This is a genomic window from Pseudomonas quasicaspiana, from assembly GCF_021147825.1.
Taxonomy (GTDB): Bacteria; Pseudomonadota; Gammaproteobacteria; order Pseudomonadales; family Pseudomonadaceae; genus Aquipseudomonas; species Aquipseudomonas quasicaspiana.
In genome coordinates, this window is record NZ_JAGTPI010000072.1 from 1 (window position 1) to 14,229 (window position 14,229).

The window sequence follows — 14,229 nt, forward strand, 5'->3', positions numbered from 1 at the left end:
ATGAATATATTGCCTGTGCTGACGCGATCGCGGGCAAGCGCGCTCCTACAGATGAAAAAGTACTCCAAATCAAATAGTTGTAGTTTGTTTGATAGGAGCTGCCAGAGGCTGCGAAGCATTCATCCTGACACACCGCTATCGCAGCTTTCGGCAGCTTCTACAGGTCCATTGGTCACCGCGAGACAGCGCGGTACCTTGAACTTTTAGTTTCCTGAAAACTTAAACACGGTCGTCTGTGTATACGCCTTGCCCGGATCCAGTCGGGTGCTCTGGAATTTCGGCTGGTTCGGCGCGTCCGGATAGTGCTGGGTTTCCAGGGTGAAGGCGCCCCAGTGCGGGTAGACCTTGCCACCTTTGCCATGGATGCTGCCGTCCAGGAAGTTGCCGGTATACAGTTGCACGCCGGGCTCGCTGGTGAACAACTGCAGGCGTCGGCCGGATTGTGGGTCGCTGACTTCGGCAGCCAGTTTGCTGACGTCGCCTTTGGTGTCCAGTACCCAGTTGAAATCAAAACCACCTTGCTTAGGCTCGGCATATTTCAATTGCTGATGGTCCGCCTTGATGTTCTTGCCGATGGCCGTAGGCGTCAGGAAGTCCATAGGCGTGCCTTTGACCGCAGGCAGTTCGCCGGTGGGAATCAGCTTCTCGTTGACCGGCGTGTAATGCGAGGCATGCAGTGTGGCGACCTGCTTGAGTACATCACCGTTACCCGCGCCCGCGAGGTTGAAGTAGCTGTGATTGGTCAGGTTAAGCACGGTGGGCTTGTCGGTAGTGGCGTTGTAGTGGATGCGCAGCTCGTTCTTCTCATTGAGGCTATAGGTCACCTCGGTCTTCAGCTCGCCGGGGAAGCCCATTTCGCCATCCGGTGACACATAGGTCAGTTTTACGCCCACCCAGCCATTCTCATTACTGGGTTCGGCTTTCCATACCCGCTTGTCAAAACCCTGAGTGCCGCCGTGCAAGGCGTTGGTCTTGTCGTTCTGTGGCACCTGATAGGTCTTGCCATCAAGGCTGAACTTGCCATCCGCCAGGCGGTTGCCGAAGCGGCCAATGGTCGCCCCGAAATAGACGGTTCCGTTGTCCTGATAGCCTTTCACATCATCGAAACCGAGCACCACGTCCTCCACCTTGCCGTTCCTGTCCGGCAGGAGCAGCGATTGCAGGGTCGCGCCGTAGGTAATGATGTTGGCTTCCACACCATGGCTGTTGCGCAAGGTGTACTTCTCGACCGCAGTGCCATCGGCTGTCTTTCCAAAAGCGCTGTGTTCATTGGTAAGGCTGGCCGCGTTGGCCGTGAGGGTCGCGATCATCAAGGACAGTCCGAAGCTGCTGAGCAGTGAAGAGGGTTTCATTGAATGTACCTTTTTTTGTTGTTGTGGTGGGGCTGCACCGAACCTTCGATGCGGGCCGGGTTATCGCTGGGTTTGGTTTATTGGTCTGACTATTCATCCTGTTGAATGGTGATAAAAGGATTTATAGCCGATAAAACGTCACTTGAAAATTTAATCGTAATACTATTTGATGGTCGTGGTGATTTTATAGGAGCTGCTGAACGGCTGCGATCTGGTGATTTTCCAGCAGAAAACACATCGCAGCCCTCGGCTCCTCCTACATGCAACACAACAGGCAGGTTTGACAGCCAATCATGTGATGATTAGCCTCAGTTCGCGGAATGGCCGCGTGGTGAGGCGCATCACATGAGCAGTAATTTTCATGCGTCTACAGTCGATTGGCTGGGGGCGTGGATCGCGGCGGGTAATGTGCGGCCGGGTCAGGTGCTGAAAGTCGAAGCGGTGTTGGCTGAAGAATTGGGTGTAAGCCGTACGGTGATTCGTGAGGCGATCAAAACACTGGTCGCCAAAGGACTACTGGAAGTAGGGCCCAAGGTGGGCACACGGGTTTTGCCGTTGCGCAGCTGGAATCTGTTCGACCCACAAGTAGTGAGTTGGCTGGCGCGCAAAGGTCTGCCGGAAGATTTTGTGAAGGATCTGCTGGATTTGCGCAGGACTATCGAGCCCATGGCGGTGCGTTGGGCGTGCGAGCGGGCCAGCGCTGAGCAGATCAGCGAGATTCAATCGGCGTATGCGGCATTGGCAGTATCGGTAGCGGACATGGGCGATTACAACCTGGCTGACCGACGTTTCCATGAGGCGGTTCTGGCAGCCAGCCATAACCGCTTCATCGAGCAAATGCTGCCTGCGCTGGGGGCGTTGCTGGCCGTGTCGTTCGAAGTGTCGTCGGCGGTACCGGGTGAGCTGGGTAAAACCTTGCCACTGCACAAGGATCTTGCCGACGCGATTGCCACTCGTGATGCGGCGCGCGGCGTATGGGCCTGCATGGCATTGATCGAGCAGGCTGCCGGGGTGATTGCCGAATCGTTTGCCCGACAGGCTTTGGCATCAAACAGCTTCACCGACTAACGTTGTACTGATAACCGAACACCCTGAGGCATTTACAAGATGCACCAGGAAGCACGTAAAAAAACAAGAATAAAGGACACTTTCATATGCAATGGCTGCCTGTTTCAGCGCACCGTTTCATGCTGGGCGAAGGCTCGTTCTGGGACGCAGAAACCCAGACCCTGTATTGGGTCGATATCGCGGCCCGACTGGCCTGTCGCCTGTTTGAAGAGCAGTATCAGCAATGGCATCTGCCCGAACCTGTTTCGGCCTTTATCCCCACTCTTCGGGGCGATGCGCTGGTAACGCTGGCCAGCGGCGTCTACCGCTTTGACCTGGATTCTCCTGGCTATACGCCAAACCTCACCCTGTTTTGCAAGGCCGACCCGGTTGACGGTAATCGGGCCAATGAAGCCCGTTGCGATGTCCAGGGCCGCTTGTGGCTGGGGTCCATGCAGAACAATCTCGACGAGGAGGGCGGTGATCTGCCGATCACCCGGCGTTCTGGCGGTTTGTTCAGAATTGATACCGATGGCGCTGTCACGCCTTTGCTTGAAGGCCAGGGTATCGTCAACACCCTGTTATGGAGTGCAAAGGGCGATGAGCTCTACAGCGCCGACAGTCTTGATGGGGTGATCTATCGCTACCCGATCCTTGTCGATGGAAGTCTTGGGGTGCGCTCGATCTGGGCTGCGGAGCATGCCCGCGGCGTTCCGGACGGCTCGGCGATGGACGTCGATGGCTACGTATGGAATGCACGCTGGGGCGGTAATTGCCTGATCCGCTTTGCGCCCGACGGCAGTGTTGACCGGATCGTAGAGTTGCCGGTCAGTCATCCCACCAGCTGCGTGTTTGGCGGTCCTGATATGACCACGCTGTATGTCACCAGCGCGGAGCCGGGCGATGCGCATGGTCAATTTGACGGTGCGTTATTGGCGACAAATGTCGGTATCAAGGGTTTGCCATCGACGCGTTTCGCTGGCTGACGGTTGTAAGCAAAAAGCTTGTTTTATTACCTGAAAAGGAGCGTTCCATGTCGGTGCTTTAGGATGCGTGACACTAGGTTACATTCCGGTCATTGATAATATGATATGACTGTTTTGTTCTTGTTTTGATGTCGTTCCGGATTGCCTTCGGGTGCGGATGACCTCAACACAACTCATTGCTGGACGCTGTAGCTATTCAATAAAAATAAGGAGTTAGCTATGTTGAGTCGTCATGGGATCCGTTCCCTTTGCTGTGCCGCTGTTGCCACTGCTGTGCTGGGGCTGTCGGGTGGTGTATCTGCCGCTGACAAAGTCAAAATCGGCTTCCTCGTGAAACAGGCCGAAGAGCCGTGGTTCCAGACCGAATGGGCCTTCGCTGAAAAAGCGGGCAAGGACCATGGTTTCGAAGTGATCAAAATTGCCGTGCCTGACGGCGAAAAAACCCTTTCCGCTATCGACAGCCTGGCCGCCAATGGAGCCAAAGGCTTCGTTATCTGCCCGCCCGATGTATCCCTTGGCCCTGCGATTGTTGCCAAGGCCAAAGCCAATGGCCTGAAAGTCATGGCCGTGGATGATCGATTTGTAGACGCCAGTGGCAAGTTCATGGAAGACGTCCCGTATCTGGGCATGGCCGCGTACGAGGTCGGCCAGAAACAGGGCGAAGCCATGGCCGCTGAAGCGAAGAATCGTAATTGGGACTGGAAAGAAACCTACGCGATTATCAATACCTACAACGAGCTGGACACCGGCAAGAAGCGTACCGATGGATCGGTGGACGCGCTGAAGAAAGCCGGCTTCCCGGAAGACCATATCCTCTTCACTGCGCAAAAGACCCTCGACGTACCTGGCAGCATGGAGTCCACCAACTCGGCGTTGCCTAAACTGCCTGCCGCAGCGAAAAACCTGATCATTGGCGGCATGAACGACAACACCGTTCTGGGTGGTGTGCGTGCAACGGCTGGCGCGGGCTTCAAACCTGCCAATGTGATTGGCATCGGCATCAATGGCACTGACGCTATCGATGAATTGAAGAAGAAAGAAAGCGGCTTCTTCGGCTCGATGCTGCCAAGCCCGGATAAAGAGGGCTACAACACCGCGCTGCAGATGTACAAGTGGGTGACCACCGGCGAGGAGCCTCCTAAATACACCGCGATGGATGACGTGACACTGATTACCCGGGCGAACTTTCAGGAAGTGCTGACCAAGATTGGTCTGTGGAAGTGAGAGTGCGCGAGATGCGCACTCTCTAGCACCCGGGAACCCTGTAGGAGTGAGCTTGCTCGCGATAGCGGTGTATCAGCAAATGAAGTGTTGACTGACCCGACGCCATCGCAAGCAAGCTAGCTCCTACAGGGAATCGCGTCTTGATCCGGACAGGAGGTTCCATGCAACCAGCAGCAATTAAACAACCGCTCCCCGCAGGCAGCCTGCGCTTCAACGGCATCGGCAAGACCTTTCCCGGCGTGCGCGCACTGTCGGAGATTACCTTTGAAGCGCGTCCCGGCAGCGTTCATGCGCTGATGGGCGAGAACGGAGCGGGCAAGTCCACGCTTCTGAAAATACTGGGCGGCTCTTATCAGCCGAGTAGCGGCAATTTGTCGATAGGTGACCAGGCCTACAACTTTAAATCCACTGCCGACAGCATTGCCGCAGGTATTGCAGTCATTCACCAGGAGCTGCAACTGGTCCCCGAGATGTCCGTGGCCGAGAACCTGCTGCTCGGGCACATGCCGAGCCGCTGGGGCATGGTCAACCGCCGCGCGATGTTGCGTCAGGCGCGGGAGCTGCTCAAAGGGCTGGCCGACGAGATTGATCCGTCGACCCGGCTCGGTGACTTGTCCCTTGGCCAGCGTCAACTGGTGGAAATCGCCAAGGCCATGTCGCGTAACGCCCATGTCATTGCATTCGACGAGCCCACCAGCAGTCTGTCGGCACGGGAAATCGATCGTTTAATGGCGATCATCGTCAAGCTGCGGGATGAAGGCCGGGTGATCCTTTATGTGTCCCATCGCATGGAAGAAATCTTCCGGGTCTGCGATGCGGTCACAGTGTTCAAGGACGGGCGCTTCGTGCGCACCTTCGAAGACATGGCTGAACTGGATCACGACCGGCTGGTGACCTGCATGGTCGGCAGGGATATTCAGGACATCTACAACTATCGGCCGCGACAGCATCAAGGGCCCGGCTTGCGGGTCACTGGATTGCTTGGCCCGGGTTTGCAGGAACCCGTCACTTTCGCCGTGCAAAAAGGTGAGGTGCTTGGCTTCTTTGGTTTGGTGGGTGCTGGTCGTACCGAGATGTTCCGCATGTTATCGGGCCTGACGCGCAGCAAGGCCGGCACGTTGCAGATTGACGGCAAGAACCTCGAACTGCGTTCCACTCGTGATGCCATTGCCGCGGGAATCCTGCTATGCCCAGAAGACCGCAAGAAAGAAGGCATCGTGCCGCTCTCCAGCGTTGCCGAAAACATCAACATTGGTGCGCGTCCACGCCACGTGACGATGGGCTGCCTGATTCAGGGACGCTGGGAGAAGAGCAACGCCAAACATCAGATTCAGGCGATGAACGTCAAAACACCTTCGCCGGATCAGCAGATGCTGTTTCTCTCCGGGGGCAACCAACAGAAGGCGATTCTCGGGCGCTGGCTGTCGATGCCCATGAAAGTCCTGCTGCTGGATGAGCCGACACGAGGCATCGATATCGGCGCCAAGTCCGAGATCTACCAGATCATTCATAACCTGGCAGCCGACGGTATCGCAGTGATTGTGGTGTCCAGCGATTTGATGGAAGTCATGGGTATTGCCGACCGGATTCTGGTCATGAGTGAAGGCGCTATCACCGGCGAGCTGAATCGCGACGAAGCGGATGAAGCGCGTCTGTTGCAACTGGCCTTGCCGCGAACCCGTGTCTGACACGGACCCGCTACGCGTAGCACAAGCAGAAAAACAAGAATGAAAAACAAGAAAGAGGTGCGTATGTCTACCGAATCCAGTCTGACGGCTCCACGTCAGGGCCTTAACGTGCGTCGTTTCATTGATGACTGGGCGATGCTGATGGCCGCCGTTGGCATCTTCGTGCTTTGCACGCTTCTCATCGATAACTTCATGTCCCCCCTGAACATGCGCGGCCTGGGGCTGGCGATCTCCACGGTGGGCATCGCTGCCTGCACGATGTTGTTCTGTCTGGCATCAGGGCATTTCGATCTTTCGGTCGGCTCGGTGCTGGCCTGCTCAGGGGTGATCGCCGGGATTGTGATTCGCGATACCGACAGCCTTTTTCTCGGTATCTCCGCCGCCCTGGCCATGGGGCTGGTGGTGGGGCTGATCAACGGCATTGTGATTGCCAAGCTGCGCATCAACGCACTGATCGCGACCTTGGCGACGATGCAGATTGTTCGTGGCCTTGCGTATATCTTTTCCAACGGCAAGGCGGTGGGTGTTTCCAACGAAGACTTTTTCGTGTTCGGTAACGGCCAGTTGTACGGCGTCCCGGTGCCGATTCTGATCACCATCGTGTGTTTTGCGTTTTTCGGCTGGCTGTTGAATTACACGACTTACGGCCGTAATTCCTTGGCCATTGGTGGCAACCAGGAAGCAGCGTTGCTGGCCGGTGTGCATGTGGATCGCACCAAGATCATCATCTTTGCAGTCCATGGTCTGATCGGTGCGCTGGCGGGCGTGGTACTGGCGTCGCGGATGACTTCCGGTCAGCCGATGATTGGGCAGGGTTTCGAGCTGACAGTGATTTCGGCGTGTGTGCTGGGCGGGGTGTCGTTGAGCGGCGGGATTGGCATGATCCGTCATGTAATTGCCGGGGTGTTGATCCTGGCAATCATCGAGAATGCGATGAACCTGAAGAATATCGATACGTTCTACCAGTACGTGATTCGCGGGTCGATTCTTTTGCTCGCGGTGATCATTGACCGGATGAAGCGGCGCTGAGGCGGTGATTGCAGATAGACCTTAGTGCCTGCATCGCTGGCAAGCCAGGCTCCCACATGAGACCGCTTCCTCCTGTGGGAGCCTGGCTTGCCAGCGATTCAGGCTCCGCAAGTTCAGGCTCGCACTGCAAACTCCTTCTGCAAACCCAACCCCCCTCAATAAATTAAAGTTGGCGCTCGCCTCTGAACTACTTAGAATGATTCTCATTTTAAGTAGTGACTCACAGTGAGCGGTTGACGATGAGGGAAGCAGCAGGGCCATTGGAGCCCACCCTGGAAAGTTTCTACCGCGATCACCGCAGCTGGCTGGAAAGCTGGCTGCGCGGTCGCCTTGGCAATGCATGGGATGCTGCCGATTTAAGTCAGGATACGTTCGTCAAGGTACTGGCCAGCCAGCACAGCGAACCTCTGGCTTCATTGCGTGAGCCGAGGGCCTACCTGTTGACGGTGGGCAAGCGCCTGTTGATCAACCATTACCAGCGTCGCAACGTCGAACAGGCCTATCTCCAGGCGCTGGCGACGTTACCTGAACACGTGATTCCTTCACCCGAACAACGCTGGGTCTTGCTGGAAACCCTGCAGGCACTGGATGAATTGATCGATGCGCTGCCTTTGCCGGTACGCCGGGCGTTTCTCTGGGCGCAACTCGAGGGTCTCAGCTACGCACAGATTGCAGAACGCTTGCAGGTCTGCGAGCGAACGGTAAAACGTTACATGGCTCAGGCCTACACCCACTGCCTGATGGTCGAGCTATGAGCGGCGCGGCGCCGTCCCGGCAGATCGCCGAAGACGCAGCGGACTTTCTGGTCCTGCTGGAGTCCGGTAGCGCCAATGCCGAAGACCGGGCGCGTTTACAGCGCTGGCGTGAGCAGTCCAGCCATCACGAGCAGACCTGGCAGAAAGCCCAGGGCTTGCGTCAGCGGTTTGCCGGGCTGCCACCGGAGTTGGCAATGGCCAGCCTTGACCGCCCTGACGCCGGACGCCGTGCTGTTCTCAAGCGCGCCTTGATTGTCGCCGCGCTGTTGCCTGCGGGCTGGTTGCTGGCTCAACAGACTCCTGTTGCCGCCTGGCGCGCTGATCTTCGCACTGCGTCGGGCGAGCGTCGGGATCTTCGTTTGCCGGATGGCAGCCTGCTGCAACTGAGTACCGCATCAGCGTTGAACATGGATCTGAAGCAGGGCAGGCGGTTGCTGTCGCTGATCGAGGGCGAGATGGCGCTTAACCTGGCCGATAATGTTCCGGCGATGACCATCAGGACGGCTCAAGGGCAGGTGTTCGCCACTGGTGCGGAGTTGTGTATTCGTCAATACGGGCAAAGCTGTCAGGTTTCCGTGTGGCGCGGCACGGTGGAACTCACGCCGCAACAGGGCCCGTCCATGCAACTACAGGCTGGCCAACGAGCCATCATGAGCGCCGAATCGATTACCTCTGTGCAGCCTTTTGATACCCGTCAGCCCGGCTGGCGTCAGGGCGTACTCAGCGTTGAAAATCAGCCACTGGGACGTTTTCTGGAGGAGCTCAGCCGCTACCGTCCGGGCGTTCTGCGTTGGGAGCCCGCGCTGGAGTCGCTAAAGGTCACCGGCACTTTCCGCCTTGATGACACCGACAAGATATTGTTCCTGCTTGCCGCCACCCTGCCATTGCGAGTGCAAACCCGGACGCGTTATTGGGTGACGCTGGAAGCGCGCAAAGTTGCTGCTTGAGCTGACAGGCTGTTCCTTATAGGCATCGCGCTGTCGTGCAGAAAACACAGGACCTGTAGGAGCTGCCGAAGGCTGCGATCGCGGTGTATCCGAAGAAATGCTTCGCAGCCTTCGGCAGCTCCTACAGAAAATGTATTTCAATCCAGCAGTTTGCATGCTGTTTGATTGGATTGAGGTGCTTCAAGTCAGTGGCTTGCAACAACTGCTATCCCGCACGATCAATACTGCCGGAAACCGATGCGACTGCACCGGTTCACCCGCTATGCGTTGCAGCAGGGTCTCAACCGCACGTACGCCTTGGGCATGCATGCTGGTGCTGATGCTTGTCAGTTGCAGGTGAGCAGCCAGTGGCGTGTCGTTGTAGCCGATCACGGCGATGTCCCGTCCGGCCACCAGGCCGCGATTGCGCAGGGCACCGAACAGGCCGATGGCCAGAAAATCGTTGACGGCAAAAATCGCCGTCGGCGGTTGCGGCAGGCTCAGCAAATATTCTCCCGTACTGAACCCCACCTGGCTGTCGAACTGACCGGGGACAATGTATTTCGGCGCAATGTCGATGCCGCGCTCGCGGTAGTAGTCCACGAAGCTGGCGGTACGTTCGCTTGAGTTGCTGCTGTGCACTTCGCCAGCAATCACTGCGACGTTTGTATGGCCCTGTGCAAATAAATGCTCGGCGGCAAGGCGACCGCCCATTTCGTCGTCCGAGGTCACCGAGCAATGCTGACCGCGTCGGCGGCTGACCAGTACGAAGGGCACATGCCGTTCCGCCAGTTCCTCCAAAAACCCCGGCTCCGGGGTGCAGTGCACGTCGCTGATGATCAAGCCCTCGACATTGCGCGCCAACGCGCGCTCTGCCAGTTCCCGCTGGCGTTCCGGACGGTCGAAGGTGTTGGCAACAAATGAGGTATAGCGTCGCGCGCTGGCGGTTTCGTCGATGCCTTCATAGACCGTGGCCAGCACCAGGTCGGAAAGCCTCGGAACCAGAATCGCGATCTCGCGGCTGTGCCGCGTTTTCAGGGTGCGGGCGTGGGTGTTGGGTTGGTAATCAAGGCTGGCGGCGAGGGCGCGAATGCGTTCGATGGTGTCTTTGGACGCGGCCCTGCCTGCATGGTCAAGGGTGCCGTTGAGCACTCGCGAGACCGTTGAGACATGTACGTTGAGTTGCTGGGCAATACCGCGAAGTGTGGCGGGACGTCTATTCATGGAGTAGGCCTCGTAACGCGTATTTCGCCGACGGTTATGCGCAGCATGGCCTGTGCTTCCATGAGATCAGGACAGTTGCGCCAGCATGGAGCGCTGCGTACCAAAAGATTGCATGAACTGCTGCGCAACACTACCCAAACGTTTGGGTGATATTTTCCAGTGATTTTTAATAGGTTTTAACTTACTGAAAGTAATCAGTTTTTCCTGCTCGATCGGTCTTTTACGATTTGCAGAGAAAAAAGTTGGTATGCCCATTGCGTTGCACCTGTCAGCTCTCCTTACCTGACTGATGGGAAACTCGCCATGACGCATGCTTCAGTAACCCGCGCACGTAGTTTTACCCGACTGGCACTGGCCTGCTCGGTAGCGATCGGTGCCTTGTCGCCACTGGCCGCGATGGCCGATAGCACCTTGCGGATCGCCATGACAGCAGCGGACATTCCGCTGACCCATGGCCAGCCGGATCAGGGGTATGAAGGCAACCGTTTTACCGGGATCACGATCTTTGACTCGCTGGTTGAGTGGGATCTGTCCCAGAGCGAGAAGCCCAGCGCGTTGGTGCCAGGGCTGGCTACCGAGTGGGCGGTCAATCCCGATGACCACACCAAGTGGATCTTCAAGCTGCGTCCTGGCGTGAAATTCCACGACGGCTCTGTATTCAATGCTGATGCAGTGGTCTGGAATGTCAACAAGGTGCTCGACAAGCAGGCTCCGCAGTACGCCCCCGGGCAGATTGGCGTGACCGTTTCCCGTATGCCAACCCTGCGCAGCGCGAAGAAAATCGATGACCTGACCGTCGAGCTGACGACCAGCGAGCCGGATGCCGTGCTGCCGTACAACCTGACTAACTTGTTCATGGCTTCGCCCGTGGCCTGGCAGAAAGATTTCGCGGCCGTTCCAGCCGCCACGACTGACCCGGCCGAGCGCTCCAAGCAAGCCTGGACCGCGTTCGCCAGCCATTCTTCGGGTACCGGCCCGTTCAAGATGAACCGTATGGTGCCGCGTCAGGTACTGGTGCTGGACAAGAACCCGGACTATTGGGACCCCAAGCGTGTGCCCAAGGTTGATCGCGTCGAATTGATCCCGTTACCAGAAGCCAATGCCCGCACAGCGGCGCTGTTGTCCGGTCAGGTGGACTGGATTGAAGCACCGGCACCGGACGCCATGGACCAGATCAAGAGCAAGGACTTCAAGATTTATTCCAATGCTCAGCCGCATCTGTGGCCGTGGCAGTTCTCCTTTGCACCGGGTTCGCCGTGGCTGGACAAACGCGTGCGTCAGGCTGCCAACCTGTGCCTGGACCGCAGCGAACTGAAGGCTTATCTGGGCGGCTACATGCAGGAAGCCACGGGTACCTATGAGAAAGATTCGCCGTGGTACGGCAACCCGGCATTCAAGATCAAATACGATCAGGAAGCCGCGCAGAAACTCATGACCGAGGCGGGTTACAGCAAGGCTAAGCCGATCAAGGTCAAGGTCCTCACTTCGGCGTCCGGATCGGGGCAAATGCAGCCATTGCCCATGAACGAATACATTCAGCAGAGCCTCAAGGGTTGCTACTTCGATGTGGAAATCGCCGTCACTGAGTGGAACACCCTGTTCAGTGGCTGGCGTCTGGGCGCCAAGGATCCTGCGGCGCAGGGTGCTAACGCAATCAACGTCAGCGCAGCGGTCATGGACCCGTACTTCGGTATGGTGCGCTTCGCCAGCGAGAAGGCGTTCCCGCCGGTCTCCAATAACTGGGGCTACTTCGCCAACCCGGAAGTCGAGAAGTTGATCACCACCGTGCGCAACTCTTTCGATCCGAAAGCGCTGGATGAAGCGGCTGGCAAGCTCAATGCCGCCATCGTTGATGAGGCTCCGTTCCTCTACGTGGCGCACGACGTCGGGCCACGCGCCATTTCGCCAAAAATCAAAGGCGTTGTGCCTGCGCAGAGCTGGTTCATCGACCTGACGCTGGTCTCCAAACAGGACTGAGAAGCCTGAGACCTTCAGCCGGTCCTACAGGATTGCGCAGAACCTGTGGGAGCGAGGCTTGCCCGCGATGCATGAGACGCAACTGGAAGACATACCGCGTCCTCGTTTATCGTCGGAATGCCGCCCAGACCAAGCTCTGCTCCCACATAAAAACCGTGTGAGGCGACCTTATGCTTTCCTATATCTTGCGGCGCATTTTGCTGGCGACGCCGATTTTGCTTGGCGTGGCGCTGGTGTGCTTCATGCTCGTGCAAATGGCACCCGGCGACCCGCTGGTTTCTGTGATGCCACCGGACGCGTCCGAAGCGCTGCGTATGCAGTTGATCCAGGCCTACGGGTTCGACAAACCTCTGCCGGTGCAGTTTGGCCTGTGGCTATGGCACGCCGTTCAGGGTGATTTGGGGATGTCGATTGCCAGCGGCCGTCCGGTCACTGCAGAAGTCATGGGCGCCGTGGGTTACTCCTTGCGGCTGGCGTTACTGGCAACGTTGATCGGCTTTGTCCTTGGCAGCCTGTTTGGCTTTGTGGGCGGTTATTTTCAGGACAGCTGGCTTGATCGTGTGGCATCGGCCATTTCCGCAGTGGGTGTCAGCGTGCCGCACTACTGGCTGGGCATGCTGATGGTGATCATCTTCTCATCACAACTGGGCTGGCTGCCGGCGACCGGTGGCGGACCACTGGGGCAGGCCGCATGGGCATGGGACTGGGCGCATCTGCAGTTCATGATTCTCCCGGCGATCACCTTGTCGGTCATCCCCACCGGGATCATTGCCCGCACAGTGCGGGCTCAAGTGGCGGAAACACTGTCGCAGGAGTTCATCATCGGTTTGCGTGCCAAAGGCCTGAGTGAGTGGGGCCTGTTTCGTCACGTGGTGAAAAACGCCGCGCCCACCGCCATGGCCGTCATGGGCTTGCAGATCGGCTATTTGATGGGCGGCTCGATTCTGGTGGAAACGGTGTTCGCCTGGCCCGGTACCGGCTTGCTGCTCAACTCCGCGATCTTCCAGCGTGACTTGCCCTTGCTGCAGGGCACGATCTGGGTCTTGGCGCTGTTTTTCGTGGCACTCAATCTGCTGGTGGACATCCTGCAGACGTTGCTCGATCCACGTATCAAAAGGGGCTGAGCATGAACCTGTCGATATTGCGACCGGCCGCGCCGGTCATTGCTCCCGTCGAAAGCTCGCCGGGCTACTGGAGTGAAGTGTTTGGCCGCGTGCGCCGGGATCCAGTGGCGTTATTCGTGGGCACGATCATTTTCGTGTTGCTGTTGCTGGCTGTTTTCGGGCCATGGATCGTTCCGGGGGACGCGTTTACCACGTCTATGTTCAAACGCTTGAAGCCAATCGGCACCGAAGGCTTTCCGCTGGGCACCGATGAGTTGGGCCGTGATCTGCTGTCGCGGCTGATGCTGGGCGCGCGCTTGTCGCTGTTCATGGGCATCACACCTGTGATTTTCGCCTTTTTCATCGGTGGCGCGATTGGGGTGATTGCCGGTTACTTCGGTGGCTGGCTGAACAGCCTGATCATGCGCACGGTGGATGTGTTCTACGCATTTCCCTCGGTGTTGCTGGCGATCGCTTTTTCGGGCGCCTTGGGGGCCGGGGTCAACAATGCCTTGCTGTCACTGACACTGGTGTTCGTGCCGCAAGTGGCGCGGATTGCCGAAAGTGTCACCACTCAGGTGCGCAATCGGGATTACATCGAAGCGGCACGTGCCTCGGGGGCGGGTTCATTCACGATTATTCGCACCCAGGTGCTGGGCAACGTGCTGGGACCGATTTTTGTGTTCACCACGGGGCTTATTTCGGTGTCGATGATCCTTGCTTCGGGCCTGTCGTTCCTCGGGCTGGGCGTCACGCCACCGGAGCCTGAGTGGGGCCTGATGCTGAACACCCTGCGTACTGCGATCTACACCCAGCCACTGGTTTCGGCGTTGCCGGGCGCGATGATTTTCATCACTTCGATCTCTTTCAACGTGCTCGCCGACCGTTTGCGGGCAGCCATGGCAATCAGGAGCTGAC

Annotated in this window: 13 protein-coding genes; 10 read left to right on the top strand and 3 right to left on the bottom strand. The window is 57.7% G+C overall.

The annotated features are described in order from the left end of the window. Positions 1–203 precede the first annotated feature (203 nt). Positions 204–1,352 (bottom strand): aldose epimerase family protein, encoded by a 1,149-nt coding sequence (locus tag KDX30_RS26075; RefSeq protein ID WP_231674024.1) that lies wholly within the window; start codon positions 1,350–1,352, stop codon positions 204–206. A 345-nt stretch (positions 1,353–1,697) separates the two neighbouring features. Between KDX30_RS26075 and KDX30_RS26080 the strand changes: the two genes are divergently transcribed. The 7 genes from KDX30_RS26080 (at position 1,698) to KDX30_RS26110 (ending at position 9,028) form a co-directional block, all read left to right on the top strand. After that, positions 1,698–2,420, top strand: a complete 723-nt coding sequence (locus KDX30_RS26080; RefSeq protein ID WP_122807425.1) for a FadR/GntR family transcriptional regulator — start codon at positions 1,698–1,700, stop codon at positions 2,418–2,420. 86 nt (positions 2,421–2,506) lie between these two features. Continuing rightward, entirely contained in the window at positions 2,507–3,385 is an 879-nt protein-coding gene (locus tag KDX30_RS26085; RefSeq protein ID WP_231677904.1) for an SMP-30/gluconolactonase/LRE family protein, read from the top strand. Between the two features lie 219 nt (positions 3,386–3,604). Continuing rightward, positions 3,605–4,609, top strand: a complete 1,005-nt coding sequence (locus tag KDX30_RS26090; protein ID WP_027902020.1) for a substrate-binding domain-containing protein — start codon at positions 3,605–3,607, stop codon at positions 4,607–4,609. 161 nt (positions 4,610–4,770) lie between these two features. After that, positions 4,771–6,297, top strand: a complete 1,527-nt coding sequence (gene araG, locus KDX30_RS26095; RefSeq protein ID WP_231677905.1) for an L-arabinose ABC transporter ATP-binding protein AraG — start codon at positions 4,771–4,773, stop codon at positions 6,295–6,297. 63 nt (positions 6,298–6,360) lie between these two features. After that, on the top strand, positions 6,361–7,326 hold the full coding sequence (gene araH / locus KDX30_RS26100; RefSeq protein ID WP_027902022.1) for an L-arabinose ABC transporter permease AraH: 966 nt from the start codon (positions 6,361–6,363) through the stop codon (positions 7,324–7,326). A 239-nt stretch (positions 7,327–7,565) separates the two neighbouring features. Then, positions 7,566–8,081 carry a sigma-70 family RNA polymerase sigma factor gene (locus KDX30_RS26105; RefSeq protein WP_231677906.1) on the top strand — a complete coding sequence of 172 codons (516 nt, stop codon included), beginning with the start codon at positions 7,566–7,568 and terminating at the stop codon, positions 8,079–8,081. After that, complete coding sequence (locus KDX30_RS26110) at positions 8,078–9,028, top strand: FecR domain-containing protein (RefSeq protein ID WP_231677907.1); 951 nt, start codon at positions 8,078–8,080, stop codon at positions 9,026–9,028. Before KDX30_RS26105 ends, KDX30_RS26110 begins: the two co-directional genes overlap by 4 nt. A gap of 180 nt (positions 9,029–9,208) precedes the next feature. Here the strand turns inward: KDX30_RS26110 and KDX30_RS26115 are convergent, their stop codons facing one another. Together KDX30_RS26115 and KDX30_RS26120 are read right to left on the bottom strand one after the other, a co-directional pair. Beyond that, positions 9,209–10,231 (bottom strand): LacI family DNA-binding transcriptional regulator, encoded by a 1,023-nt coding sequence (locus KDX30_RS26115; protein ID WP_231677908.1) that lies wholly within the window; start codon positions 10,229–10,231, stop codon positions 9,209–9,211. Positions 10,232–10,297: 66 nt separating this feature from the next. Next, complete coding sequence (locus tag KDX30_RS26120; protein WP_231677909.1) at positions 10,298–10,486, bottom strand: hypothetical protein; 189 nt, start codon at positions 10,484–10,486, stop codon at positions 10,298–10,300. A gap of 48 nt (positions 10,487–10,534) precedes the next feature. Between KDX30_RS26120 and KDX30_RS26125 the strand changes: the two genes are divergently transcribed. The 3 genes from KDX30_RS26125 (at position 10,535) to KDX30_RS26135 (ending at position 14,228) form a co-directional block, all read left to right on the top strand. Further along, positions 10,535–12,208: an ABC transporter substrate-binding protein gene (locus KDX30_RS26125; RefSeq protein ID WP_231677910.1), complete on the top strand. Its 1,674-nt coding sequence runs from the start codon at positions 10,535–10,537 to the stop codon at positions 12,206–12,208. Positions 12,209–12,378: 170 nt separating this feature from the next. Further along, on the top strand, positions 12,379–13,332 hold the full coding sequence (locus KDX30_RS26130) for an ABC transporter permease (RefSeq protein ID WP_027900787.1): 954 nt from the start codon (positions 12,379–12,381) through the stop codon (positions 13,330–13,332). Positions 13,333–13,334: 2 nt separating this feature from the next. Continuing rightward, positions 13,335–14,228, top strand: a complete 894-nt coding sequence (locus KDX30_RS26135; RefSeq protein ID WP_027900788.1) for an ABC transporter permease — start codon at positions 13,335–13,337, stop codon at positions 14,226–14,228. Position 14,229: the final 1 nt, after the last annotated feature.

Coding starts and splice junctions, on each gene's coding strand:
- KDX30_RS26110 (WP_231677907.1), top strand. CDS start 8,078: ATGAGCGGCGCGGCGCCGTCCCGGCAGATCGCCGAAGACGCAGCGGAC.
- KDX30_RS26135 (WP_027900788.1), top strand. CDS start 13,335: ATGAACCTGTCGATATTGCGACCGGCCGCGCCGGTCATTGCTCCCGTC.
- araG (WP_231677905.1), top strand. CDS start 4,771: ATGCAACCAGCAGCAATTAAACAACCGCTCCCCGCAGGCAGCCTGCGC.
- KDX30_RS26130 (WP_027900787.1), top strand. CDS start 12,379: ATGCTTTCCTATATCTTGCGGCGCATTTTGCTGGCGACGCCGATTTTG.
- KDX30_RS26080 (WP_122807425.1), top strand. CDS start 1,698: ATGAGCAGTAATTTTCATGCGTCTACAGTCGATTGGCTGGGGGCGTGG.
- KDX30_RS26120 (WP_231677909.1), bottom strand. CDS start 10,486: ATGGGCATACCAACTTTTTTCTCTGCAAATCGTAAAAGACCGATCGAG.
- KDX30_RS26075 (WP_231674024.1), bottom strand. CDS start 1,352: ATGAAACCCTCTTCACTGCTCAGCAGCTTCGGACTGTCCTTGATGATC.
- KDX30_RS26125 (WP_231677910.1), top strand. CDS start 10,535: ATGACGCATGCTTCAGTAACCCGCGCACGTAGTTTTACCCGACTGGCA.
- KDX30_RS26105 (WP_231677906.1), top strand. CDS start 7,566: ATGAGGGAAGCAGCAGGGCCATTGGAGCCCACCCTGGAAAGTTTCTAC.
- KDX30_RS26090 (WP_027902020.1), top strand. CDS start 3,605: ATGTTGAGTCGTCATGGGATCCGTTCCCTTTGCTGTGCCGCTGTTGCC.
- KDX30_RS26115 (WP_231677908.1), bottom strand. CDS start 10,231: ATGAATAGACGTCCCGCCACACTTCGCGGTATTGCCCAGCAACTCAAC.
- araH (WP_027902022.1), top strand. CDS start 6,361: ATGTCTACCGAATCCAGTCTGACGGCTCCACGTCAGGGCCTTAACGTG.
- KDX30_RS26085 (WP_231677904.1), top strand. CDS start 2,507: ATGCAATGGCTGCCTGTTTCAGCGCACCGTTTCATGCTGGGCGAAGGC.